Here is a 22608-nt window from a genome sequence, read left to right on the forward strand (position 1 = left end):
CGTTTCGTTCAGGCGACGGCTTCGCCGTCCTTCGTGTCGCGCCCGCCACATTCCTCGTCGAGGCCGAGCTCCTTGATGCGGCGATAGAGCGTCGAGCGCCCGATCCCGAGCCGGCGCGCGACCTCGGTCATCTGCCCGCCGAGATGGCGGATCGCATATCTGATCGCGTCCGCCTCGAGCGCTTCGAGCGGCCGCAGCCGCCCGTCGGTCGCAAACAGCGGCAGCGCGGGCGCGTCTAGCGTGCGCTCGAGCTCGGGCTCGGCGAGGTCGCGGGCGAGCGAAGGGCGAGGCTCCTCGTCGAGCTCCTCCGGCGTCTCGCCCAGCGCCGCCGCGATCTGCGGGAAGTCGACCGGGCGCAGTTCGGTGTCCTCGGCCAGCACCACGGCGCGGAAGATGGCGTTCTCGAGCTCCCGGACGTTGCCGGGCCACGAATAGCGTTCGAGCAGCGCGAGCGCGGAGCCCGCGAAGCCCGAGACGGCGCGGCTCTCCTCGGCGGCGAAGCGCGCCAGGAAGCGGCGGGCGAGATCCCTCAGGTCGGCGCGGCGGGCGCGCAGCGGCGGCACCTTGATGGGGAAGACGCTGAGCCGGTAGTACAGGTCCTCGCGGAACGACCCCTCGCGCACCCGCTGGAACAGATCGCGGTTGGTGGCCGAGATCACCCGCAGATCCACCTTCACGGAGCGCTTCGAGCCGACCGGGTCGACCTCGCCCTCCTGCAGCGCGCGCAGCAGCTTGACCTGCGCGTCGGCCGGCAGCTCGCCGATCTCGTCCAGGAACAGCGTGCCGCCGTCGGCCTCGACGAATTTGCCGACATGCCGCTCGGTCGCGCCCGTGAAGGCGCCGCGCTCATGGCCGAACAGGATCGACTCGACGAGGTTCTGCGGGATCGCGCCGCAATTCACCGCCACGAACGGCTTTCCCGCGCGATCGCCGGCGCCGGCGATCGCGCGGGCGAACAGCTCCTTGCCGACGCCCGATTCGCCCTCGATCAGGACCGGGATCGCGGAGGCGGCGGCGCGCTCGCCGAGCCGGATGGCGTCGGCCATGACGGGGACGCGGGTCGGCAGGTCGCGGAAGGTGAGGGTGCCGGCGGCGCGCTTGCCGATGCGGCGGATCTCGCCTTGCAGCGCGTCGGTCCTCAGCGCGTTGCGGATCGAGACCTGGAGGCGCTCCGGGCCGACCGGCTTGACCACGAAATCGACCGCGCCGGCGCGCATCGCGCCGACCACCGCCTCGATCGAGCCGTTCGCGGTCTGCACGATGGTGGGGACGCTGACGCCGAGTTCGCGCATGCGCGCCATCACGCCGAGTCCGTCGAGCTCCGGCATCGCGAGGTCGAGGAACATCAGGTCATAGGCCGCGCCCGGCGTGGTCAGGGCTTCGATCGCCGCCACCCCGTCCTCGGCCGTCCGCGCCTCATGCCCGAATCTCCGAAGCTGCGCCTCGAGCAGGCGGCGCTGCACCGGATCGTCGTCGACAATGAGGATCACGGCGCTCATTCAGAGCCTTTCGGCCGGCGTTGCGGGAGGTGCGCGAGGCTCCGCCAGCATGATCGGCCGCAGTAAATGGGCGCTTAAGTGGATCGCGCGGATCGCCTCCGGTTGATCGCGCCGGGGCGCGTTGCGATATCTGCCACCGAAACCCGCCCGCCGCCGCGGTCCCGCGCCGGCCAATCATGAGCCGCCCCTTGTCCGACGCCGCCGCCGCTCTCGGGCCCTTGCCCGAATGGAATCTCGCCGATCTCTATTCCGGGCTCGACGCGCCCGAACTCAGCGCCGATCTCGCCCGCGCCGACGCCGACGCGCGCGCCTTCGAGGACAAGTACAAGGGCGCGCTCGCCGGACTCGCCACCTCGGGCGGGCTGATCGAGGCGATCGAGGCCTACGAGGCGCTCGACGATCTCACCGGGCGGATCGCCTCCTTCGCGAGCCTCGTCTATTCGGAGAACACCGCCGACCCGAAGGGCTCGAAGTTCTACGGCGACGTGCAGGAGAAGCTGACCGACGTCTGGTCGCACCTGCTGTTCTTTACGCTCGAGCTGAACCGGCTCGATGACGGCCTGCTCGAACAGGCGATGTCGGAGCCGCGGCTCGCGCGCTACCGTCCGTTCATCGAGGACGTCCGCAAGGAGCGGCCGCACCAGCTCGAGGACCGCGTCGAGCAGCTGTTCCACGAGAAGTCCGTCACCGGCCGCGGCGCCTGGAACCGGCTGTTCGACGACACCATGGCGGCGCTGCGCTTCGAGGTGGACGGCGAGACCCTGACGCTCGAGCCGACGCTCAACCTGCTGCAGGATTCGGACGGCGCGGTGCGCGAGAAGGCCGCCAAGGCGCTCTCCAAGACCTTCACGGCCAATCTCCGCACCTTCACGCTGATCACCAACGTGCTCGCCAAGGACAAGGAAATCTCGGACCGCTGGCGGCATTTCGAGGACGTCGCCGACAGCCGGCACCTAGCCAACCGGGTCGAGCGAGAGGTCGTGGACGCGCTGGTCTCGGCCGTGCAGGCCGCCTATCCGCGCCTGTCGCACCGCTACTACAAGCTCAAGGCCAAGTGGTTCGGCATGGACGCGCTGAACTACTGGGACCGCAACGCGCCGCTGCCGACCGTGCCGAGCCGCGTGATTCCGTGGGACGAGGCGCAGAAGACGGTGCTCGACGCCTATGGCGGCTTCGCGCCGCGGATGGCCGACATCGCCCGCCGTTTCTTCGACGAGCGCTGGATCGACGCGCCGAGCCGGCCCGGCAAGGCGCCGGGCGCCTTTGCGCATCCGACGGTGCCGTCCGCGCATCCTTACGTGCTGCTGAACTATCTCGGCCGCCCGCGCGACGTGATGACGCTCGCGCATGAGCTCGGCCATGGCGTCCACCAGGTGCTGGCGGCCCCCAACGGCGCGCTGATGGCGCCGACGCCGCTGACCCTCGCGGAGACCGCCTCAGTGTTCGGCGAGATGCTGACCTTCCGGGCGCTGCTCAGGCAGACCACCGATCCCGCCCAGCGGAAGGCGATGCTCGCCGGCAAGGTCGAGGACATGCTGAACACGGTGGTGCGCCAGATCGCGTTCTACACGTTCGAGCGCAAGGTCCATGAGGAGCGTCGGAAGGGCGAGCTCACCTCGGAGCGGCTCAACGAGATCTGGATGGAGGTGCAGGCCGAGAGCCTCGGGCCGTCGATCCGTCTGGAAGACGGCTATGAGGTGTTCTGGACCTACATCCCGCACTTCATCCACTCGCCGTTCTACGTCTACGCCTACGCGTTCGGCGACTGCCTCGTGAACTCCCTCTATGCGGTCTACGAGAACGCCGCGGACGGCTTTGCGGAGCGCTATTTCGCGCTGCTCTCGGCCGGCGGGACGAAGCACCATTCCGAGGTGCTGGCGCCCTTCGGGCTGGACGCGCGCGATCCGGCGTTCTGGCAGACCGGGCTCGGCCTGATCGAGCGCATGATCGCCGAACTCGAGGCCATGGAGGACTGAAGACCCTCGTCTGAGGCCCGCGAAAACCTCAAGCGCCGCGCACTGCGGCGCTTGACTGCGTCCTTTCCGCAATTCAGCCTGATTCGTTCACGAAGAATGAACGGGGCATGCGGGGGCAGGCAGCATCGCGGGTTTGTCAGATGATTGATCTTTCTCGCGCGGGCGGAACGCTCGCGCTTGTCGCAACGCTCGCCGCCTCGGGCGGCGCGGGAGCGCAGGACGCCGCGGCTCCGGCCGCCGCCGGACAGGACGTCGAGAAGGAGCAGGCCGTCGCGCTGGTCTCCGGCGGCGTCCAGGCCAAGGCCGACGCCGATCCGTCGTGCCCGCAGATTTCCGTCGAGCCGAAGGCCGGCACGTTCCCGCCGCGCGACGACAGCTTCAAGGCGACGCTGCAGGGGCTGGCGCGCGACTGCGCCAATCTCGGCGCCGAGACCATCCTGAAGGTCGCGGTGATCGGCGAGGGCGAGCGCGATTCCAAGAAGGGCCCGAGCTGGTTCAACGCGCCGCTCAAGGTCTCGGTGCGCGACGCTGAGGGCCGGCCGGTCGAGACCCGCAAGATCAAGCTCAAGGTGACCCTGCCGAACGGGCTGCAGAAGGTCTCGTTCAACCATGTGGAGAGCGACGTCTCGCTGCCGCCGCCTCCGCCCGGCGGCTATCGCGACTGGATGGTCGTGGTCGGGTTCGATCCCGCCGGGCAGTCCGCGAGAAAGGACGTCTCGAAGGCCGTCCGCAAGGCGGCCGTGAAGCGCGCCGTCAGAACCGCCCGCGCCGCCCCGCCGCCGCTACCGCCGGCGCCCGGAGTGGGAACCGCCGGCGCCGCGCCGGTCCCGCCGGTGACCACGCGCGCGACTGCGAGCGGGGAGACCAATTTCTCGCGGCTCGCTCGGGACGCGGCGGAGCGCAAGACCCAGGCGCAGGCCACAACCCAACAGGCTGCTCAGCGCCAGCCGGCGCAGAGGCGGCAGGCGGCGAAGCAGCCGGCGGCCACTCAGCCGGCCGCGCCCGCGCGCCAGCAGGTCGCAGCAAGGCCGACGCCGATCCGCACGGCGGAGTCGAACTGAGGCCTGTCCCGCCGCCCGAACGCGACGCACGAAAAAGCCGCCCGGAGGCGGCTTGATCAGAGGTCGGAGGTGATGAGCCCGGTCAGTTGAGCTTGGTGCGGAGCTCGCTGACGCCGCGGTCGAACAGCTGGTCCGACAGCTCGCCCTTGGCCTGGCTTGCGAGGACCCGCTCGGCTGCGGCGACGGCGGCGTCGGCCGCGGCGGCGCGGACCTCGGCGACCGCCTGGCTCTCGGCGAGCGCGATCTTCTGCTCGGCCGCGCGGGTGCGCCGGGCCACGAAATCCTCCGCCTTCGCCTTGGCGTCGGCGGCGTAGATCTCGGCGTCCTTGCGGGCGTTGGCGACGATCGCCTCAGCCTCGCGTTCGGCCTCCTCACGCTTGCGCTTGTAGTCCGCGAGGAGCCGCTGGGCCTCCTCACGGAGCGCCCGCGCCTCGTCGAGCTCGGCCTTGATCTTGGCCGAGCGCGCGTCCAGCGCCGCGAAGATCTTGCCCGGCGCGCCGACATAGACCAGCACGCCGATGAAGATCACGAAGGAGACGGCGACCCAGAGTTCTGCGCTGCCCATGATGATCTCCGTCAGGCTGCGAGCGAGGCGTCGACCGCCTGCTCGATCTCGGGACGGGCGGGGGCCCTGCCGGTGAGACGCTCCACGATCGCGGAGCCCGCCTCGACGGCGATGCCGCGCACGTTGGAAAGCGCCGCAGCCTTGCTGGCGGCGATCTGGCGATCGGCGTCCGCGAGCTTCGCGTTCAGCTCGCTCTCGAGCTGGCGGCGCTTCTCCTCGGCGTCGCGGGCGATCCGCTCGTGCATCTCGCCGGCTATGCGGCCGGCCTCCGCGCGGGCGGTGGCGAGCGCCTTCTCGTACGATTCGATCGCCGCGTCGGTCTCGCCCTTCAGCCGGTTGGCCTCGGCGAGATCGGACGAAATGCGGTCGGCGCGGCCTTCCAGGATGTTCTGGACCCGCGGCAGCGCCACCGACTTCATCAGCCACAGCAGCAGAGCGAAGAAGATCGCGAGCCACAGCAGCTGACCCGGGAACGTCGCAGTGTTGAACGGCGGGAACGGCGCGCCGTGCCCAGCCTCGTGCTGAACGCTAGGCGCTTCCGTGCCGGCGACGATCTGGGTCGCCTCGTCGTGCGTCTGCTGGGCGAGCACGATCGTGTGGCCGGACTGGCCCACGGTCTCGGTCATCGCGGTCTCCATAGGCCCGCGCGGGGCGACGACCGCCCCGCGTCAAGCGCTTTCAGCTGATCAGACGGCGAACAGCAGGAGAAGCGCGACGAGCAGCGAGAAGATGCCGAGCGCTTCCGTCACCGCGAAGCCGAAGATCAGGCGGGCGAACTGGCCGTCGGCGGCCGACGGGTTGCGCAGCGCGCCCGCGAGATACGCCGCGAAGATCTGGCCGACGCCGACGCCGGCGCCCGCGAGGCCGATGGTCGCGAGACCAGCGCCGATGTACTTGCCCATCTCTTCCATGGAACTGCTCCTTAGGGTCTTGTTCGTGCGGATTGGGGTGAGGGTGGTCCGCCGACCGCCGGCGCGGAGTGCGCTCAGTGGCCGGGGTGAAGGGCGTCGTTGAGGTAGATGCAGGTCAGGATCGTGAAGACGTAGGCCTGCAGGAAAGCGACCAGGAATTCCAGGCCGGTGATCGCGACGGCCATCAGGAGCGGCAGCACGCCGACCGCAAGGCCCGCCGCGCCGAGGCTCGCCGACAGCATCGTCACGAAGCCAGCGAACACCTTCAGCGTGATGTGCCCGGCCAGCATGTTGGCGAACAGACGGACGCTGAGGCTGATCGGGCGAGAGATGAAGGAGATCACTTCGATCATCACGACCAGCGGCAGGATGTAGACCGGGATGCCGTGCGGCACGAACAGCTTCAGGAAGCCGGTTCCGTGCTTCATGAAGCCGTAGATCACGACCGTCAGGATCACCGACATCGCCAGCGCGAAGGTGACGATCAGGTGGCTCGCCACCGTGAAGGTGTACGGGATCAGACCGATCAGGTTCGAGACCAGCACGAACATGAACAGCGAGAACACGTAGGGGAAGAAGCGCATCCCCTCGCGGCCCGCCGTCTGGTGCACCGTCGATGCGACGAATTCGTATGACAGCTCGGCGAGCGACTGGAAGCGCCCCGGCACGAGCGTGCGGGCCGAGGTCGCGAGCAGCAGGAAGCCGGTGATGACCGCGACGGTCAGGCCCATATAGAAGGCGGAATTTGTGAAGGCGAAGGTCCCGTCGCCGACAAGCGGGACGATCTGGAACTGGTGGATCGGATCGGTGTCGCCGGCCATCGTCCCTTTTGCCCTGTCCCGGCGCGAATCCCCTTCGCGCCGCCCTCTCTAGCCCGCCCGCAGGCGGAACGCCTCGTCAGTCAGCGCGCGGTCCGGGGGCGAGCCCCGCCGCGCGCATCACGTTCAGCACCCCGGCGACAAAGCCGAGCAGCAGGAACACGATCAGCCCCCAGGGCGTAGTGCCCAGGAAGTGGTCGAAGCCCCAGCCGATCAGGCCGCCGGCGACAACTCCCGCGACGAACTCCGAACTCAGCCGGAGCGCGTTCGCCAGACCTCCGCCCATGGACCCCATTCGCCCACCGGCTTCCGCCTTCGTCTCGGTCTCGGAACGCTGCTTCAGCTGCTTGCCGAGCCGATCGAGCCGCCCGGACAGGTCGCCTTCGCCTGCGGGATGTGGCCGATCGGGTTTTCCGTCAGAGCTCTGCGTCATTACGCGCTAGCCTCGCCGGACACCCGGAGCGGCCGACCCCCCCGAAAACCGCGCGCACCCTATTTTTTCGGCCCAACCCTGTCAAGGTTCCGCCGCAAAGATGTAACCGGCTGATCTGTAAAAGAAATCAGGTCGTGAGCCGGCGTCCTTCACAGGCCCCAAGTCTATCGCATCGCGAACTACACGGCTTCCGCGAGTTCCGCCGCGGTCTGCAGATCGACGGAGACTAGCTGGCTGACGCCGCGCTCCGCCATGGTGACGCCGAGCAGCCGGTCCATCCGCGCCATGGTGAGCGGATTGTGGGTGACGACCAGGAATCGCGTCGTCGTCGCGCGCGTCATCTCCTCGAGCAGCGCGCAGAAGCGGCCGACATTGGCGTCGTCGAGCGGGGCGTCGACCTCGTCGAGAACGCACACCGGCGCGGGATTCGTCAGGAAGACGGCGAACACCAGCGCAAGCGCGGTCAGCGCCTGTTCGCCGCCCGACAGCAGCGACAGCGTCTGGGGCTTCTTGCCGGGCGGCCGGGCGATGACCTCGAGCCCCGCCTCCAGCGGATCGTCCGATTCGACAAGCTCGAGCCGCGCCTCGCCGCCCTCGAACAGCTTTACGAACAGCTCGCGGAAATGTGCGTCGACCCGTTCGAACGCGGCGAGCAGGCGGCTGCGGCCCTCCTGGTTGAGGGAGCGCACCGCGGCGCGCAGCCGGGCGATCGCCTCGGTCAGGTCCGCGCGCTCGCCTGACAGCGCGCCGTGGCTCGCCTCCGCCTCGGCGAGATCCTCCTCGGCTCGCAGATTGACCGGGCCGAGCCGCTCGCGCGCGGCGGTGGCCCGGACGAGGCGTTCTTCGACGGCCTCGACGCCTTCGCGGGGCGTATCGCCGAGCGTGGCGGCGAGCTCCCGCGGAGTAAGGCCGCGAGCCTCCATGATTCGCGCCGCAGCCGCCGCCTGCTTCTCACGCGCCGCCTCCGAGCGGGCGCCAGCGCGGGCCGTCGCCTCGCGCGCCTCCGACAGCCGGTCGAGCGCCGCGCGCGCCGCGCGGTCGGTCTCGCGATGCGCGGTCTCGGCCGCGGCCAGCGCGTCGCCGGCGGCGCGCGCGCGCGCCTGCGCCTCCTGGAGCGCGGCGCGCAATCTGATCCGCGCTTGTGCGATCTCGTCCGGTCTGTCCTGCAGGGCGTTGCGCTCCGCGGCGCTCTCGGCCTTGCGGGACGCAAGCGCGGCGAGCCGGTCGGCTGCGCCGGCGCGCCGGGCGGTCCAGGACGCGATTTCGGTTTCGAGTTCGGCGCGGCGCGCGGCGCGGCGGCGCTGCTCGGCCGCCTGGGACTCGACGGCGGCCCGCATCCGGGCCGCGTCCCGGCGAGCGTCTTCGACCGCGGTCCGCAGCCCGGAGAGGTCGTCCGCGCCGCCCCCGGCGGGAAGGGCGGCCAGTGCGGCCTCGGCGGCGCGGACGGTCTCGCGCGCCTCCGCGAGCTGTGCGGCGACCCGGCCGGCGGCTTCGTCGACCGCAGAACGACGCGCCGCGACCTTTCCGGCCGCGCGCTCGGCGGCGGCGTGCGCCTCCCGGGCCGCCTCGGAGGCGAGGCGAGCGGCCTTGGCGGCGTCGCGGGCGGAGCGTTCGAAATCCGCCGCCATGCCGGCCCGGCGGCGCGCCTCGTCGGCCTCGGCCCGCAGCCGCTCGGCCTCGGCGCGCGCGGCTTCTGCAATGCGCTCGACCTCCCCGAGGCGGTTCTTCTCCTGCAGCCGGCGCGCGGCTGGCGTCGGCGCCTCGGCGGCGAGCGTCAGCCCGTCCCAGCGCCACAGATCGCCCTCGCGGCTGACGAGCCGCTGGCCCGGCGCGAGCCGGGCCTGGAGCCGGGCGCCGTCGGCGCGCGCCACGATGCCGATTTGCGCCAGCCCGCGGGCGAGCTCCGCCGGCGCCGCGACATGGCCGGCGAGCGGCTCGACCTCATCGGGCAAGGTCGGGTCGCCCTCGTGGGAAACGACGCGCCAGCGCGCCGGGGCGGACGGCTCCACGGAGGCTTCCAGATCGTCGCCGAGCGCCGCGCCGAGCGCGGTTTCGTAGCCGGGCGAGACCGTCAGAAGGTCGACCACGGGCGGAAAGGCCCGCGCCGAATCGATCGTGAGCAGCTTGCGCAGCGTGCGGGCCTCGGTCTGCGCGCGATCGGCGCGGCCGGCCGCCTGCGCCGCCGGTCCACGGGCCGCGCTTTCCTGCGCGCGCGCCGCGGCATGGGCCGCCTCAGCGGCCTCGACGGATTTTTCCGCCTCCGCCATCCGGGCCTTCGCGGCTTCGGCGCGGGCGGCGAGCTCGCCGACGTCGCCGTCGCGCCCCGCCTCGGCCGCGAGACGCTGCTTCTCCTGATCGAGCTGGTCCGCCTCCCGCGAGAGGTTCGCGGCGCGCCTCTCGGCTTCGTCGCGCCGGCGCTCGGCGTCCCGGCGCTCGGCGGCGCGTCTCGCCGCCGCCTCCGTCGCCGCCGCCAGCGCGGCCTCGGCTTCAGCGGTCGCGCGGTCCGCCTGCGCCAGCTTCTCGCGGGCCTCGGCGCCGTCGGTCTCCGGATCGACCGTCCCGAGCTCCGCAAGCGCGCGCTCCGCACGGTCGAGCGAGCCGGCGGCGTCGGCGGCGAGCGCTTCCTCGCGGGCGAGATCGCCCTCGATCTGGGTCAGCCGCGCGGCGAGTTCGGCGAGACGCTGCCGGGCGCGGGCTTCCTCGCCCTCGAGCTGGCCGGCCTCCTGGGTCAGGCGGCGCAGCGCGGCGTCCGCCTCCGCCGCAGCGGTTCGCGCCGGCGCGAGCGCGTGCGCCGCCACGCCCTCGGCGCGGGCAGCCTCGCCCTGGGCGCGCATCGCCTGCGCCACGACGGCCGCCGCGGCGCCCTCGGCGGCCTCCGCCTCGGCCACGCCGGCCGCCGCCTGCTCGTGCCGGAGCAGCAGCGCCGTCGCCTCGGCGGCGCGGATCTCCTCCGTGAGCTGGCGGTAACGCTGAGCGCCGCGCGCCTGACGCCGCAGCGTCTCGGCGCGCGAGGACAGCTGGCCAAGCACGTCCTCGACGCGGGCGAGATTCTGCTCGGCGGCCTCGAGCCGGCCCTCGGCTTCGCGACGGCGGGCGTGCAGACCCGAAACCCCGGCGGCTTCCTCCAGTATGCGCCGGCGCTGGTCGGGCCGGGCGTTGATGATCTCGCCGACGCGGCCTTGTCCGACCAGCGCGGGCGAGCGCGCGCCGGAGGAGGCGTCGGCGAACAGCAGCTGCACGTCGCGGGCGCGCGCCTCGCGGCCGTTGATTCGATAGGTGGAGCCGAGCCCACGGGAGATCTTGCGGCTGACCTCGATCTCGGCCGCTTGGTTGAACGGCTCCGGCGCGAGCCGAGCGGAATTGTCGAGGGTGAGGATGACCTCGGCGTGGTTGCGCGCCGGCCGGCCGCCGCTGCCGGCGAAGATCACGTCTTCCATGCCGGAGCCGCGCAGCGACTTGAACGAGCTCTCGCCCATCACCCAGCGCAGCGCTTCGAGCAGGTTGGACTTGCCGCAGCCATTGGGGCCGACGACGCCGGTCAGCCCCGGCTCGATCGGCGCGTCGGTCGCGTCCACAAAGGTCTTGAAGCCTGCGAGGCGCAGCCGCGTGAAGTTCATGGCAGGCGGCCCGCGGAGGCTCGGGCGCCGCGCGCGTCAGTCCCGACGCGCGCGTCCGTCAGCCGGGCGCGATCAGGCCTTTTCGAGCAGCGGCTGCAGGATCTTCTCGAGGTCGGCAAATTCGAGCGCCCCGCGATAGGCCTTGCCGTTGATGAAGAAGGTCGGGGTCGAGTTGATCCCGAACTTCTCGGCGCCGCGTTGGCGGACCGCATTCACACCGTCGAGCAGCTCCTGATTCGTCAAGCACGCCTTAAAGCTGTCCTGTGTGAAACCGATCTGCTTGGCGAGGTTCTGCAGACCCTCGACGGGCTTGTCCGCATAGGCCCACTTCGCCTGTTCGCGGAACAGCAGATCGACCACCGAGAAGAATTTGTCGTCGCCAGCGCAGCGGGCGAGCATGAAGCCGGCGGCTGCGAGCGGATCGAGCGGGAATTCGCGCAGGATGAAGCGCACCTTGCCCGTGTCGATGTATTTCTCCTTGAGCTTCGGATAGGTCGTCGCTGCGAAATGCGCGCAGTGGCCGCAGGTCATCGAGGCGTATTCGATGATGGTGACCGGCGCGTCCGCCTTGCCTTCCGCCTTGTCGCCGAGCGGACCCGCGACCGCGAGCTCCTGCGGATCGGGCTCCTGGGCGGCGGCCGGCGCGACGAAGCCGAAGCGCGGCGCGAGCGACAGCGCCGCGAAGCCGGCGGCCGCATAGGCGGCGGTCTCGAGAAGGCGGCGGCGGGTCAGCATCACGAGGCGCATCCTTTGCGAGCCACTTGGCGTGGTCTGAGCGATGCCGCGCAAGGTCGCGGCAAGTTCGCTTATTCGCAAGGAGAATGTGGCGCCAGCAAGAATGCGCGGCTCCGCGCGGCTAGCGCGCACGCGTGCGTGATTTGGCGAGCGCCGCCATCCCGAGCCGGTCGAGCGCGGCGGCGAGCTCCGCCTCCTCGACCCGCGCCGTGGCGGAGCGGACCCGTGCGGTCTCCGCCTCGGTCGCGGGGGGCGGCGGCGCGGGCGGCCTGTGCGGCGCGCGCGCCGCGGGGCCGGATCCCTGCCGAAGCTTGACCGAGCCGACGCAGGCCCAGCCGAGATGGGCGTTGACCCGCTCCTGTATCTCCGGAACGCGGTGCTGGATTTCGAGCGCGAAGGCGCCCTCGACCCTCAGATGCAGGGTCGACTGCCCCGGGGGCGCGTCTGGCCCTTGCGGTCGTGGCGCGGCGAGCTTCAGCGGCGTCGCGCGGGCCGCGATCTCGGGCCCAACGATGGTCGCCCAGCGCGCCATGATCTCCGCGCCCGCAAAACCCTGCTTGGCGGCCGCGGGCCCGAGCGCCTGCGGCAGCAGGTCGGCGAGCAGCTTGGCGCGGGACGGCTTGAGCATGACGCAGCGGCGCTCGATAAGCTTATCGCGCGCCGACCTCCGGCCGCGTCGTTTCCGAGTTTACAGTTTGGCCGTCGCCGCAGAAACCCGTCCCGATCCCGCCGCGCTGCTCGCCTGGTATGACCGCCACCGCCGGCGGCTGCCATGGCGCGCGGAACCGGACGAGCGGGCGGATCCGTACCGCGTGTGGCTGTCGGAGATCATGCTCCAGCAAACCACGGTGACGGCCGCGGGACCGTACTTCCTGCGTTTCCTCGACCGCTTCCCCGACGTCGGCGCGCTCGCCGCGGCGTCGCTCGACGATGTGCTGCGGCTCTGGGCCGGGCTCGGCTACTACTCCCGCGCCAGAAATCTGCACGCCTGCGCGCAGGCCGTCATGGCGCGGCATGGCGGGCGGTTCCCTGCCTCCGAGGCCGAGCTGCTCGCGCTGCCGGGCGTCGGGCCCTACACGGCGGCCGCGATTGCGGCGATCGCCTTCGACCTGCCGGCGGCGGTGGTCGACGGCAATGTCGAGCGGGTGGTCACGCGGCTGTTCGCGCTCGAGACGCCGCTGCCGGCGGCGAAGCCCGAGATCAGGCGGCTGACGGGTCTGCTGGCGCCCGCGACGCGTCCCGGCGACTTCGCGCAGGCCATGATGGATCTCGGCGCCGCCATCTGCACGCCGCGCCGGCCGGCCTGCGCGCTGTGTCCCTGGCGCGAGCCTTGCGCCGCGCGGCGCGCAGGAACCCAGGAGACGTTTCCGCGCAAGGCTCCGAAGGCGGAGCGGCCGACCCGCCGCGGCGTCGTCTTCTGGGTGGAGCGGCCGGACGGCGCCGCGCTGCTGCGCAGCCGCCCGCCAAAGGGCCTGCTCGGCGGCATGACCGAGGCGCCGACCGGCCGGTGGGCCGCCGACGTCGACCTTTCGCTGCCCGTCGATGCACTCGCGGCCGAGGCGCCGCTCGCCGCGCAATGGCGCAGAACGCCCGGCCTCGTCACCCACGTCTTTACCCATTTCGCGCTGGAGCTCGCGGTGCTGGCCGCCCGGGTGCCGGCCGGCACGCCGGCGCCGGCGGGAGCGCGCTGGGTGGCTGCCGCGGAGCTCGCCGGCGAGGCGCTGCCGTCGGTGTTCCGCAAGGTGGCGGCGCATGCCGGCGCGGGCCGCGGAGGCGGCGCGTGACCGAACAGGTCTTCCGGCGCGGCCGCGCGGACGTTTCGCGCGCCCGCACGGCGGTCACGGCCGTGTTCTTCGTCACCGGCGCGGGGCTTGGCGTCTGGGCCGCCTACATCCCGCTGCTCAAGGCCGGGCTCGCGCTGAACGACGCCGAGCTCGGGCTGGTGCTGCTCGGCATGGGGCTCGGCGCCATCGCCTCGATGCCGCTCGCGGGCTTCCTGGCGCACCGCTACGGGCCGACCCGCGTCACCGCCTTGGCGGGGCCGGTCTACGCCGCGACGCTCGCGCTGCCGCCCTTCGCGCCGTCACAGCCGTCGCTCGCCGCCTGCGCCTTTCTGATCGGGCTGTCGATCGGGGTCTGCGACATCGCCATGAACGCCCATGCGGGCGCAGTCGAGCGCGCCTTCGGACGGCCGATCATGTCGTCGATCCACGCCTTCTTCAGCATCGGCGGCCTTTGCGGCGGCGCGGCCGCCGCGGGGCTGATCTGGCTTGGCGTCGGCGCCGCGCCCGGCATGCCGCTTGCGGCGCTGATGCTGGCGGCGGTCGCCTTGATCGCGGCTTTCGGCCTCGCGCTGCCCGAGCCGGAGGCGTTCGGCGAGGGTCCGGCCTTCCGGCTGCCCAACGCGGCCGTGATCGGGCTCGGCGCGCTGGCGCTCTGCTCCTTCATCTGCGAGGGCGCGATGATGGAGTGGAGCGCGGTGTTCCTGCGCGACGCCGCAGGCGCGCCGCTCGCGATCGCGGCGAGCGGCTACGCGGCGTTTTCCGCCGCCATGACCCTCGGCCGGCTGTTCGGCGACCGGATCCTGGAACGCCTCGGGGCCGCCCTCACGGTGGGGATCTCGGGCGCGATCGCCGCGCTCGCGCTGCTGCTCGTGGTCGCGGCGCCGAACGCCTGGGTCGCCTATGCGGGCCTCGCGCTCGCGGGCCTCGGCTTCGCCAATGTGGTGCCGGCGCTGTTTTCCGCCGCCGGCCGCGTGCCGGGGGTCGCGCCGGCCGCGGCTTTGTCGATGATCGCGACCGTCGGCTACGCCGGCGGCCTCGCGGGCCCGCCGGCGATCGGCTTCGTGTCGCACGCCTTCGGGCTGCGCGCCGGCTTCCTCATCCTGGTCGCCGCCGCAGCGATCGTCGCGCTCGGCGCGCGACCGGCGCTCAGCCCGCCAGCCGGTCCTCGGCGCGGATGACCTCGCGATAGGCGTCGATCGGCGTCAGCCGGCCGGCTTCCGCGACATGCCAGAAGGTCCAGCCGTTGCAGGCCTCGCGGCCCTGCGCGACCGCGCCGATGCGGTGGATCGAGCCGATCACCGAGCCGAGCGCGATCGTGCCGTCGGCGCGCACCACCGCCTCATGGCGGCCACGCTCGTCGACCAGCCGGGCGCCGGGCGCGACCAGGCCGCGCTCGACCACGGTCGCGAAGGCGACCCGCGCGGCGTCGCGCTTCGCCGGGGCGGCGGTCAGCGCCTCCTCGGCTTCCGGCGTCACGCCGGCGATCCGCGCCTCGGCGGCGGCGGCGTAATCGCGGTCGCGCTCGACGCCGATGAAGTGGCGGCCGAGCCGCCGCGCCACCGCGCCGGTCGTGCCGGAGCCGAAGAACGGGTCGAGCACCACGTCGCCCGGTTTCGTGGCCGACAGCAGCACACGGGCGAGCAGCGCCTCGGGCTTCTGGGTGGGATGGACCTTGCGGCCGTCCTCTCCCTTCAGCCGCTCGGCGCCCGAGCAGATCGGGATCAGCCAGTCGGAGCGCGGCTGCAGATCCTCATTGCCGGCTTTCAGCGCCTCGTAGTTGAAGGTGTAGCCCTTGGCGTCCGCGCCGCGCGCCGCCCAGATCAGCGTCTCGTGCGCATTGGTGAAGCGCCGGCCGCGGAAGTTCGGCATCGGGTTCGCCTTGCGCCACACCACGTCGTTCAGGATCCAGTAGCCGAGGTCCTGCAGCGCCGAGCCGACGCGGAAGATGTTGTGGTAGCTGCCGATCACCCACAGCGTGCCGGACGGCTTCAGCACACGCCGGACCGCAAGCAGCCAGGCCCGCGTGAAGGCGTCATAGGCCGAAAAGCTCTCGAACCGGTCCCAAGAGTCGGTGACGGCGTCGACCAGGCTGTCGTCGGGGCGGTGAAGCGCGCCCTGCAGCTGCAGATTATAGGGCGGATCGGCGAACACCATGTCGACCGAGCTGGCGGGCAGCTTCTCGAGCTCGGCGACGCAGTCGCCGATCAGGATCGTGTCGAGGGGGAGGGCGGAGCCCTCGGGCCGCTCGGCGCGGGCTGCGCCGGTACGCTGGAACGCCATGAATCACCCGCCTGGGTTACGCTACTGACAGGCGGGATTCTCGGTTCGGTAACGTAAAGCCGGGGTTCAGAAACGCGGTGAACGAACCCTTAAGCCGCAAGCAGCGCCGCGATCGGCGCGAAGCCGCGGCGGTGATGCGCGCAGGGGCCGTGCGCGCTCAACGCGGCGATGTGCTCGGGCGTGCTATAGCCCATGTGACGCTCGAAGCCGTAGACCGGGAAGCACTCGCCGAGCCGGCGCATCATCCGGTCGCGCACCACCTTGGCGACGATCGAGGCGGCGGCGATCGACTGCACCAGCGCGTCGCCGCCGATCACCGGCTCGGCCGCGCAGGCGAGCCCCGGCGGCGCGTCGCGGCCGTCGATCAGCGCGAGGTCCGGCCGCACCGAAAGGCTCGCGACCGCCCGTGACATCGCCCACAGGGTCGCGCCGCGGATGTTGAGCCGCTCGATCCGATCGGTCGAGGCGGCCGTGAAGGCGACTTCCGCGGTAGCCATGATCTCGACGAACAGCTCTTCGCGGCGCTCCGCGTTGAGCATCTTGGAATCCGCGAGCCCGGCGGGGATCTTCTTCGGGTTCAGCACCACGGCGGCCGCTACCACGGGGCCCGCGAGCGGGCCGCGCCCGGCCTCGTCGACGCCCGCGACCAGCCGCGCGCCCGCTTTCATGGCCGCCCGCTCCCGCCGGAACGAGGCGATGATTTTCGGCGCAGGTCCGGACGTGGCGGGCTTGGCGGGCATGCGGTCTCGAAGCAGAGGATCAGCCCGCTGATCATCCCTGATTCGGCGGCGTCCGTCTGCCTCGCCGGCGCCGCCTGACGCGGCGGCTCACCTCGGCAGGCGCGCGCGCCCGTCCGCGCCAAGCGGGAATGACGGGTTATGCGCGATCTCCCACAGGTGGCCGTCCGGGTCCGCCACATAGCCCACATAGCCGCCCCACGGCGTCTTCTCGGCCGGCTTCACCAGCCCGCCGCCTGCGGCGACCATGCGCACGATCGCCTTGTCGACCTCGGCCGAAGAGCCAAGATTCCAGGCGAGCGTCTGGGCCCCGGGGCCCCGGCCGGCCAGATCGAGACCGGCGTCCGCCGCGAGCGCGTCGCGACCGTAGAGCGACAGGATCGCGCCGCCGGCCTCGAAAAACGAGACCTCGTCTGTGCTGGCCGGCGACCGCTGGAGCCCGAGCGCCTCATAGAACGATGTCGAGCGTCCGAGATCCTCGACGCCGAGAGTGACAAGAGACAGACGCAACGGCCCCGGCATGACTGACCTTTCGACGGACATGGACGCCGAGTAACGCCGCTCATCATGGCGAAATTGCTGAGAGACCGCGGACATCTCAGAAGAGCGACAGCTGCGCGCCGCTTCCTGCAGCGCGCTCGCGCTCCGGCGGCGTGAACAGATCGGTCCTCAGCTTGTGATGCCGGCGGTCAAGCCCGAGCCGCCGAGCCGCCATCTCGAAGCGACGCCCGATTGTCCAGGCCACGACGCCTTCGCCTTTCTGGCGCTTGCCCCACTCGGCGTCATAGAGCTTTCCGCCGCGCGTCTCGCGCACCAGCGAGAGGATGCGGCGCATCTTGGCCGGGTGGCGCTCCAGCAGCCACTCGGAGAACAGCTCCTTGATCTCGTGCGGCAGCCTGAGCAGCACGTAGCCGGCCTCCTCGGCGCCGGCCGCCGCGGCGGATTCCAGCAGCCGGTCGATCTCGTGGTCGTTGAGCGCCGGGATGATCGGCGCCGTCAGCACCGCGACCGGCACGCCGGCCTCCTTCAGCGCCGCGATGGTGGCGAGCCGCCGCGAGGGCGAGGCCGCGCGCGGCTCCATCTGGCGGGCGAGCGTGGCGTCGAGCGTCGTCAGCGAGATCGCCACCTTGGCCAGCCCCTGCGCGGCCATGCGGGAGAGGATGTCGAGGTCGCGCAGCACGAGCGCCGATTTGGTGACGATGCCCACCGGGTGGCGGGTCTCCTCCAGCACCTCGAGGATCTTGCGCGTCAGCCGGTAGGTCTTCTCGATCGGCTGGTAGGGATCGGTGTTGGTCCCGAGCGCCATGGTGCGCGGCTTGTAGGACGGCGCCGCCAGCTCGCGGCGCAGAAGCTCCGCCACGTTCGGCTTCGCGGTCAGCTTGGTTTCGAAGTCGAGGCCGGGCGACAGCCCCAGATAGGCGTGGCTCGGCCGCGCGAAGCAGTAGATGCAGCCATGCTCGCAGCCCCGATAGGCGTTGATCGAGCGGTCGAAGCCGATGTCGGGGGAGTTGTTGCGGGTGATGGCGGTGCGCGCCGTCTCGAGCGCGACCTCGGTCCGGAACGGCGGCAGGTCGCCTGCGCTGTCCCAGCCGTCATCCTCCTCGACGCGCTCCAGGGGCTCGAACCGGCCGCTCGCATTGCTGGCGGCGCCGCGGCCGCGCCGCCGACGCTCATCGTTCGCGACGGGCTCAACGAAGGAGGAAAGGCGGAGAGCGGGCTGTGCCATACCGCGACAGTAATCGCGGTCTGCGAACAAATCAAGAACAGCAGGCGCATTTCCTGCGTGGTGATGCGCAGAGGCCATGAATCTCACCGGACATGAGCCCTCTGGCATGCTAGAGACAGATCTCATGCTGAGCGTGGTGATCCCGACCTGTAATCACGAGCGCGCGCTCGTCCCGACCCTCTCGACGCTGGTTCCGGGGGCGGCGGACGGCGTGGTGCGCGACGTGACGATCGTCGACGGCGGCTCCACGGACGCGACGCCTGAGGTCGCCGATTTGGCGGGATGCCATCTCGTGCGCGGCGGCGGAAAGCGGGGCGACCGGCTGGACGAGGCGGCGCGCGCCGCCAAAGGCCCATGGCTGCTGTTCCTCGAGCCCGGCGTGGCGCTCGACGAGGGCTGGCAGCGCGAGGTGCGCGCGCTGATCGACGCGCTTGAGCGTCAGGGCGAGGCCGACCGGCGCGCGGCGGTTTTCCGCTACGGCCTCGACGGCTTTGGCGGCAGGGTTCGGCTGGCGGAGTTTCTCGCCGACGTCGCAGGTCTCCTCACCGGCCTGCCGCGCGCCGAGCAGGGGCTGCTGATCCACAAGCGGTTTTACGAGAGGCTCGGCGGGTATCGTCCGCTGCCCGTGATGGAAGACGCCGATCTGATCCGTCGCATCGGCCGGCGGCGGATCGTGGCGCTTCGCGCCCGGGCGCTCGCGCCGGCGAGCCGGTCCGAGGCCGCATCGCGCGGCGGCGTGCGGGCGGCGCTGACGGCCGGGCTGCTGATGCTGCGCGTGCCACCCCATCTGGTGGCGAGACTTTATGGCTGAGAGCCCAGTCTGGGCTCTCCTGAACTGCCGTTTTGGAGCCCGTCGGGTTCGGAAAGCGGCGCAAGGTTGCTTTTCCGGCTCAAACGCCTAAATAAGCGGCCGCTCAAGTGAAATAGTCAGCGCCTTCGCGTCCGGCCGCGTGGTCGGGCGTCCGGCGTCGTTTCCGCTATCGAATCCTAACGATTGGAGATGTTTTGCTAGTCGTCGTTCGAGAAAACAACGTTGATCAGGCGCTCCGGGCCCTGAAGAGGAAGCTCCAGCGCGAAGGCGTCTTCCGCGAGATGCGCCGCCGGCGCGCTTACGAGAAGCCGTCAGAGCGGAAGAATCGCGAGAAGGGCGAGGCTGTTCGGCGCGCGCGCAAGGCGGCCCGCAAGCAGGCCCAGCGCGAAGGCCTGCTGCCCATGCCGAAGAAGAAGCCGATTCCTGCGCGTCCGGGCCGTCCCGCGGCCCCCGGGACCGGCACGGCCGGCTGAGCTTCAACCGGCGAGAAGCTGCGCGATCCGCTCGCGCGCTTCTTCCGGGAAGACGACCTCGAGCTGATGCGGATCTCCGACGCGCCACCAGCGCGCCGCGTCCCTGAGAACCGACAGGTAGAGCCGCAGATCCTCCTCGGGCAGCCTCGGAAGGGCGTCATGCACGAGGACGATCGTGCCGTCGCTCATCCAGCTGAAGTCGCACAGCGCGTCGAACAGCGCGTCCCAGTCGAGCCCCGGATCGTCGGGCAGCCAGAGCTCGCTCCGGAAGGCTGCGAACAGTTCGTCCTTGCGGACCAGGTCTGAAGGCACGCGCCAGTAGAACGACTTGCCGTTGATCCGGCCGGTGAGATCGCGGGCGTATCTGAAGCCTTGCGCCGAACTGCCCACCGCTTGCTCTCCGTCAGGGCGCGCCGCGCAGCTTGCCGCGCTTCAGGTGCTCATCGAGCCGCGGCAGGATTTCGACGAAGTTGCAGGGCTTGTGGCGATAGTCGAGCTGCGCCTTGAGCACGCCGTCCCAGGCGTCGCGGCAGGCCCCGGTCGAACCCGGCAGCACGAACACGAAGGTCTTGCCCGCAACGCCTGCAGTCGCGCGCGACTGCAGGGTGGAGGTGCCGATCGTGCCCGTGGAGTAGGCGTGGAACAGGTTCGAGAAGCCGTCCATGCGCTTTTCGAACATCGGCTCGAGCGCGTCCGGGCTGACGTCGCGGCCGGTGAAGCCGGTGCCGCCGGTCGTCAGCACCACGTCGGTCGCAGGGTCCGCCACATAGAAGCCGACGGCCGAGCGCAGCGCCTCGCGGTCGTCGCGCACGATGCTCCGGCCCGAGACCCTGTGGCCGGCCTCCTCGATCCGCGCGGCGAGCGTGTCGCCGGACCGGTCTTCGGCCGCGCTTCGTGTGTCCGACACCGTCACGATCGCAATTCCGAGCGGAACGAACGGGCGGCTTTCGTCAATCCGCGACACGGCGTTTTCCTCCCGCCCGAGCGGCGCTATGATACCGCATCGTCGCGAACCTGCGCGCGCTCGCGGCTCTGGTGACCTCGGCCGCGCGGCTTGTGGCGCGCAGCCGGACGACCATGTTTCACAAACCGCCGCCACGAGCCAGAGCCGCATGACCGCCACTGCATCTCCGACCTCGGCGCGCGGTCGGCCGGATCTCGCCGCCTGATGGGCGCGCGAGCCGCGAAGGCGGTCGACTGGGCGTCGCGCGGCAGCCGCCTCGCGCTCGCGACGTCCCTCGTGGCGGCCGCGGTCGGCGCCGCGTCGAACTTCGGCTTCACGGTCCCGCTCGAAGTGGCGATCCAGCGCGGCCTCGGCGAACTCGCGACCCCGGAGGCGCTCGACGCCAAGGCGCGCGCGGCCCTCGACGCCGAGGACATCCCGCTCGCGCGCGGCTTCGCCGATCTCGGCGCCGAACTCGGTCGGCCGCTGCCGCCCGCGACGCTCGCGCGGCTCGAAGCCGCTGAGGCCCCGGGCGCGACCGCCTGGCGGAACGCACGCGGCTTTGCGCGCGGTTTTGCGACCGGCGACGCGGCCGGTTCGGCGGCGCTCGCCGGCGCGCTCGCGGCGGACCTCACGGTGGTGGGCGACGTCCGCGACCTCGCCCGCGAAGGCGGCAAGCTCGCCCGCGGCGAGGACCACAGCGACCTGATCCTGGGGCTTGCGGCGGCGGGCGTCGCGGTGACGGCTGCGAGCTACGCAACCTTCGGGGCGGCCGCGCCGGCGCGCTTCGGCCTCTCGGTCCTCAAGGCGGCCCGCCGCGCCGGCACGATGACGGCGGAGTTCGCCGCCGATCTCGGCCGCCGGCTGGCGAAGGCCGGCGAGGCCGGCGCCGGCGCTGCGGTTCGCCGCACGGGCGCCATCGAGGCGCGCGGCGGCGCGGCGGCCGCGGAAGCCGCCGGCGGCTCGGCGGCGCTCAGGACGCTTTCCGGCGCGGCCACGGAGCTCAAGGCCGTCGGCGGCGCGGTCGGGGCGGGCGAGACGGTGCGGCTGATGAAATACGTCCGCAACGTCGACGAGCTGCCGGAGCTCCGCCGCTTCGCCACCCGGTTCGGCGCCAAGAGCCGGGCGGTGGCCGAACTCACCGGCAGAGCGAGCCTGCGCGTGTTCCGCACCTCGATCCGGGTCGGCGAGATGCTGCTGCGGCATCTCTGGGGCGCGCTGATGTGGTTCGGCGGCCTGGTCCTGGGCTCGCTCTCCAAGCTGCTCTGGCGCGGCCTGCGGTTCGCCGCCGCGCGGATCTAGTCCGGCGCCGGATAGGCGCTGCGATCCTCTACGCAGGCGGGCGCGCCGACATAGCGGCCCTGCGCCGGCACGGCGACCGCCCGGAAGCGCTCGGCGAGCGCGTGCAGCGCGGCCCGCATGTGCGGCCCGGCCATGGCTTCGCCGTGCCCGGTCAGGGCGATCTCCGGCTCGAGCGCCGCGAGCCGCCGCACCGAGGCCTCCGCCTCATCCCAGTCGACGGTGAAGTACATCGGCGGCCCGTGCATCTCGGGCTCCTGGGTGAGCGCCGCATAGGCGCTCTCCTGCCGCGTCGTCACGAAGGCGTCGCCGGCGATCAGGAGGCGATCGCGCTCGCGCCACAGCGAAACATGGCCGACGCTGTGGCCGGGCGTCGCGATCCAGCGCCAGCCCGGCAGGTGCGGCACGCCGCCATCGGGCGGCAGCGCCCGCAGCCGCGCGCCGACATTCACCGGATCGCGCGGATAGAACCGCGACAACGCCGCCATCGCGCCGCCGCCGACAGAGGGGTCGCCGGGCGGGTAGGCGGCTGAGCTGTCCAGATAGGGATGCTCCAGCGGATGCGCATAGACCGGCGCGTCCCACTCCTCGGCCAGCGTCTCGAGCGCGCCGACATGGTCGAAATGGCCATGCGTCAGCACGATCGCGGCGGGCCTGGAGCCGGCGCCGAAGCGCTCCTCGGCCGCCGCCCGGATGAAGCCAGCCGACGCCGTCAGCCCGGCGTCGACCAGCACCCATTCGCGGTCGGCCGCGCCCGGCAAGCCGATGAACGCCACATTGACGATGGCGAGCCGCCGATAGGCGACGTCGGGCGCGACCTCGTGGGTCTTGTCGCCGCGTTCAGCGTCCCGGTCGGGATCGAACGCACGGTCGTCGTCGCTCAGGGGTATCTGCTGCGCCATGCGGGGCTCCGGAACGCGCGGACGGGCTGCCTTGTCCG

The 22608-nt window shown here is 71.7% G+C and carries 23 protein-coding genes; 7 read left to right on the forward strand and 16 right to left on the reverse strand.

Annotated elements, in window-relative coordinates:
- Positions 1-8: 8 nt before the first annotated feature.
- Entirely contained in the window at positions 9-1499 is a 1491-nt protein-coding gene (locus VM780_RS16595; protein ID WP_325449350.1) for a sigma-54 dependent transcriptional regulator, read from the reverse strand.
- Between the two features lie 176 nt (positions 1500-1675).
- Between VM780_RS16595 and VM780_RS16600 the strand changes: the two genes are divergently transcribed.
- Positions 1676-3475, forward strand: coding sequence for a M3 family oligoendopeptidase (locus VM780_RS16600; RefSeq protein ID WP_414652839.1), 1800 nt, complete (start codon positions 1676-1678; stop codon positions 3473-3475).
- 140 nt (positions 3476-3615) lie between these two features.
- On the forward strand, positions 3616-4536 hold the full coding sequence (locus tag VM780_RS16605; protein ID WP_325449353.1) for a hypothetical protein: 921 nt from the start codon (positions 3616-3618) through the stop codon (positions 4534-4536).
- An 82-nt stretch (positions 4537-4618) separates the two neighbouring features.
- On the opposite strand, the gene VM780_RS16610 is transcribed toward VM780_RS16605, so the two are convergent.
- From VM780_RS16610 to VM780_RS16645, 8 genes are all read right to left on the reverse strand, one after another.
- Entirely contained in the window at positions 4619-5101 is a 483-nt protein-coding gene (locus VM780_RS16610) for an ATP F0F1 synthase subunit B (RefSeq protein WP_325449354.1), read from the reverse strand.
- A gap of 11 nt (positions 5102-5112) precedes the next feature.
- The gene (locus VM780_RS16615) at positions 5113-5727 is read right to left on the reverse strand and encodes a F0F1 ATP synthase subunit B' (RefSeq protein ID WP_325449356.1); all 615 of its coding nucleotides are present in this window, start codon (positions 5725-5727) and stop codon (positions 5113-5115) included.
- 60 nt (positions 5728-5787) lie between these two features.
- A complete protein-coding gene (locus VM780_RS16620; RefSeq protein WP_325449358.1) occupies positions 5788-6012 on the reverse strand; it encodes a F0F1 ATP synthase subunit C in 225 nt (74 codons plus the stop codon).
- 74 nt (positions 6013-6086) lie between these two features.
- Complete coding sequence (locus tag VM780_RS16625; protein ID WP_325449360.1) at positions 6087-6833, reverse strand: F0F1 ATP synthase subunit A; 747 nt, start codon at positions 6831-6833, stop codon at positions 6087-6089.
- 76 nt (positions 6834-6909) lie between these two features.
- Positions 6910-7263, reverse strand: coding sequence for an AtpZ/AtpI family protein (locus VM780_RS16630; RefSeq protein ID WP_325449362.1), 354 nt, complete (start codon positions 7261-7263; stop codon positions 6910-6912).
- Positions 7264-7442: 179 nt separating this feature from the next.
- Complete coding sequence (locus tag VM780_RS16635; protein WP_325449364.1) at positions 7443-10880, reverse strand: chromosome segregation SMC family protein; 3438 nt, start codon at positions 10878-10880, stop codon at positions 7443-7445.
- Between the two features lie 72 nt (positions 10881-10952).
- On the reverse strand, positions 10953-11615 hold the full coding sequence (locus VM780_RS16640) for a DsbA family protein (RefSeq protein WP_414652840.1): 663 nt from the start codon (positions 11613-11615) through the stop codon (positions 10953-10955).
- A 121-nt stretch (positions 11616-11736) separates the two neighbouring features.
- Positions 11737-12243 carry a DUF721 domain-containing protein gene (locus VM780_RS16645; protein ID WP_325449368.1) on the reverse strand — a complete coding sequence of 169 codons (507 nt, stop codon included), beginning with the start codon at positions 12241-12243 and terminating at the stop codon, positions 11737-11739.
- 67 nt (positions 12244-12310) lie between these two features.
- Between VM780_RS16645 and mutY the strand changes: the two genes are divergently transcribed.
- Positions 12311-13399 carry an A/G-specific adenine glycosylase gene (gene mutY / locus VM780_RS16650; protein WP_325449370.1) on the forward strand — a complete coding sequence of 363 codons (1089 nt, stop codon included), beginning with the start codon at positions 12311-12313 and terminating at the stop codon, positions 13397-13399.
- Positions 13396-14577, forward strand: coding sequence for an MFS transporter (locus tag VM780_RS16655; RefSeq protein WP_325449372.1), 1182 nt, complete (start codon positions 13396-13398; stop codon positions 14575-14577). The genes mutY and VM780_RS16655 overlap by 4 nt, the downstream gene beginning before the upstream one ends.
- On the opposite strand, the gene VM780_RS16660 is transcribed toward VM780_RS16655, so the two are convergent.
- The 4 genes from VM780_RS16660 to VM780_RS16675 all read right to left on the reverse strand — a co-directional run bounded on the left by VM780_RS16660 (position 14546) and on the right by VM780_RS16675 (position 18142).
- Complete coding sequence (locus tag VM780_RS16660) at positions 14546-15679, reverse strand: site-specific DNA-methyltransferase (RefSeq protein ID WP_325449374.1); 1134 nt, start codon at positions 15677-15679, stop codon at positions 14546-14548. The two genes, VM780_RS16655 and VM780_RS16660, sit on opposite strands and share 32 nt — an antisense overlap.
- An 89-nt stretch (positions 15680-15768) precedes the next feature.
- Complete coding sequence (locus VM780_RS16665; protein WP_325449376.1) at positions 15769-16419, reverse strand: ribonuclease HII; 651 nt, start codon at positions 16417-16419, stop codon at positions 15769-15771.
- 87 nt (positions 16420-16506) lie between these two features.
- Positions 16507-16938 carry a VOC family protein gene (locus tag VM780_RS16670; RefSeq protein ID WP_325449378.1) on the reverse strand — a complete coding sequence of 144 codons (432 nt, stop codon included), beginning with the start codon at positions 16936-16938 and terminating at the stop codon, positions 16507-16509.
- A 76-nt stretch (positions 16939-17014) separates the two neighbouring features.
- Positions 17015-18142 carry a PA0069 family radical SAM protein gene (locus tag VM780_RS16675; RefSeq protein WP_325449380.1) on the reverse strand — a complete coding sequence of 376 codons (1128 nt, stop codon included), beginning with the start codon at positions 18140-18142 and terminating at the stop codon, positions 17015-17017.
- A gap of 106 nt (positions 18143-18248) precedes the next feature.
- Here VM780_RS16675 and VM780_RS16680 point away from each other — a divergent pair, with 106 nt between their 5' ends.
- A complete protein-coding gene (locus tag VM780_RS16680; RefSeq protein WP_325449382.1) occupies positions 18249-18953 on the forward strand; it encodes a glycosyltransferase in 705 nt (234 codons plus the stop codon).
- Positions 18954-19147: 194 nt separating this feature from the next.
- A complete protein-coding gene (gene rpsU / locus VM780_RS16685) occupies positions 19148-19426 on the forward strand; it encodes a 30S ribosomal protein S21 (protein WP_325449384.1) in 279 nt (92 codons plus the stop codon).
- A gap of 3 nt (positions 19427-19429) precedes the next feature.
- On the opposite strand, the gene VM780_RS16690 is transcribed toward rpsU, so the two are convergent.
- Together VM780_RS16690 and moaB are read right to left on the reverse strand one after the other, a co-directional pair.
- Positions 19430-19816, reverse strand: coding sequence for a barstar family protein (locus VM780_RS16690; protein WP_325449386.1), 387 nt, complete (start codon positions 19814-19816; stop codon positions 19430-19432).
- Positions 19817-19829: 13 nt separating this feature from the next.
- Positions 19830-20390, reverse strand: coding sequence for a molybdenum cofactor biosynthesis protein B (gene moaB, locus VM780_RS16695; protein ID WP_325449388.1), 561 nt, complete (start codon positions 20388-20390; stop codon positions 19830-19832).
- Between the two features lie 204 nt (positions 20391-20594).
- On the opposite strand from moaB, the gene VM780_RS16700 reads away from it, so the two are divergent.
- Entirely contained in the window at positions 20595-21671 is a 1077-nt protein-coding gene (locus tag VM780_RS16700) for a hypothetical protein (protein ID WP_325449391.1), read from the forward strand.
- On the opposite strand, the gene VM780_RS16705 is transcribed toward VM780_RS16700, so the two are convergent.
- The gene (locus tag VM780_RS16705; protein WP_325449392.1) at positions 21668-22570 is read right to left on the reverse strand and encodes an MBL fold metallo-hydrolase; all 903 of its coding nucleotides are present in this window, start codon (positions 22568-22570) and stop codon (positions 21668-21670) included. The two genes, VM780_RS16700 and VM780_RS16705, sit on opposite strands and share 4 nt — an antisense overlap.
- Between the last annotated feature and the right edge of the window lie 38 nt (positions 22571-22608).

Origin of the sequence: Hansschlegelia sp. (assembly GCF_035538955.1) — a bacterium.
Taxonomy (GTDB): domain Bacteria; phylum Pseudomonadota; class Alphaproteobacteria; order Rhizobiales; family Methylopilaceae; genus Methylopila.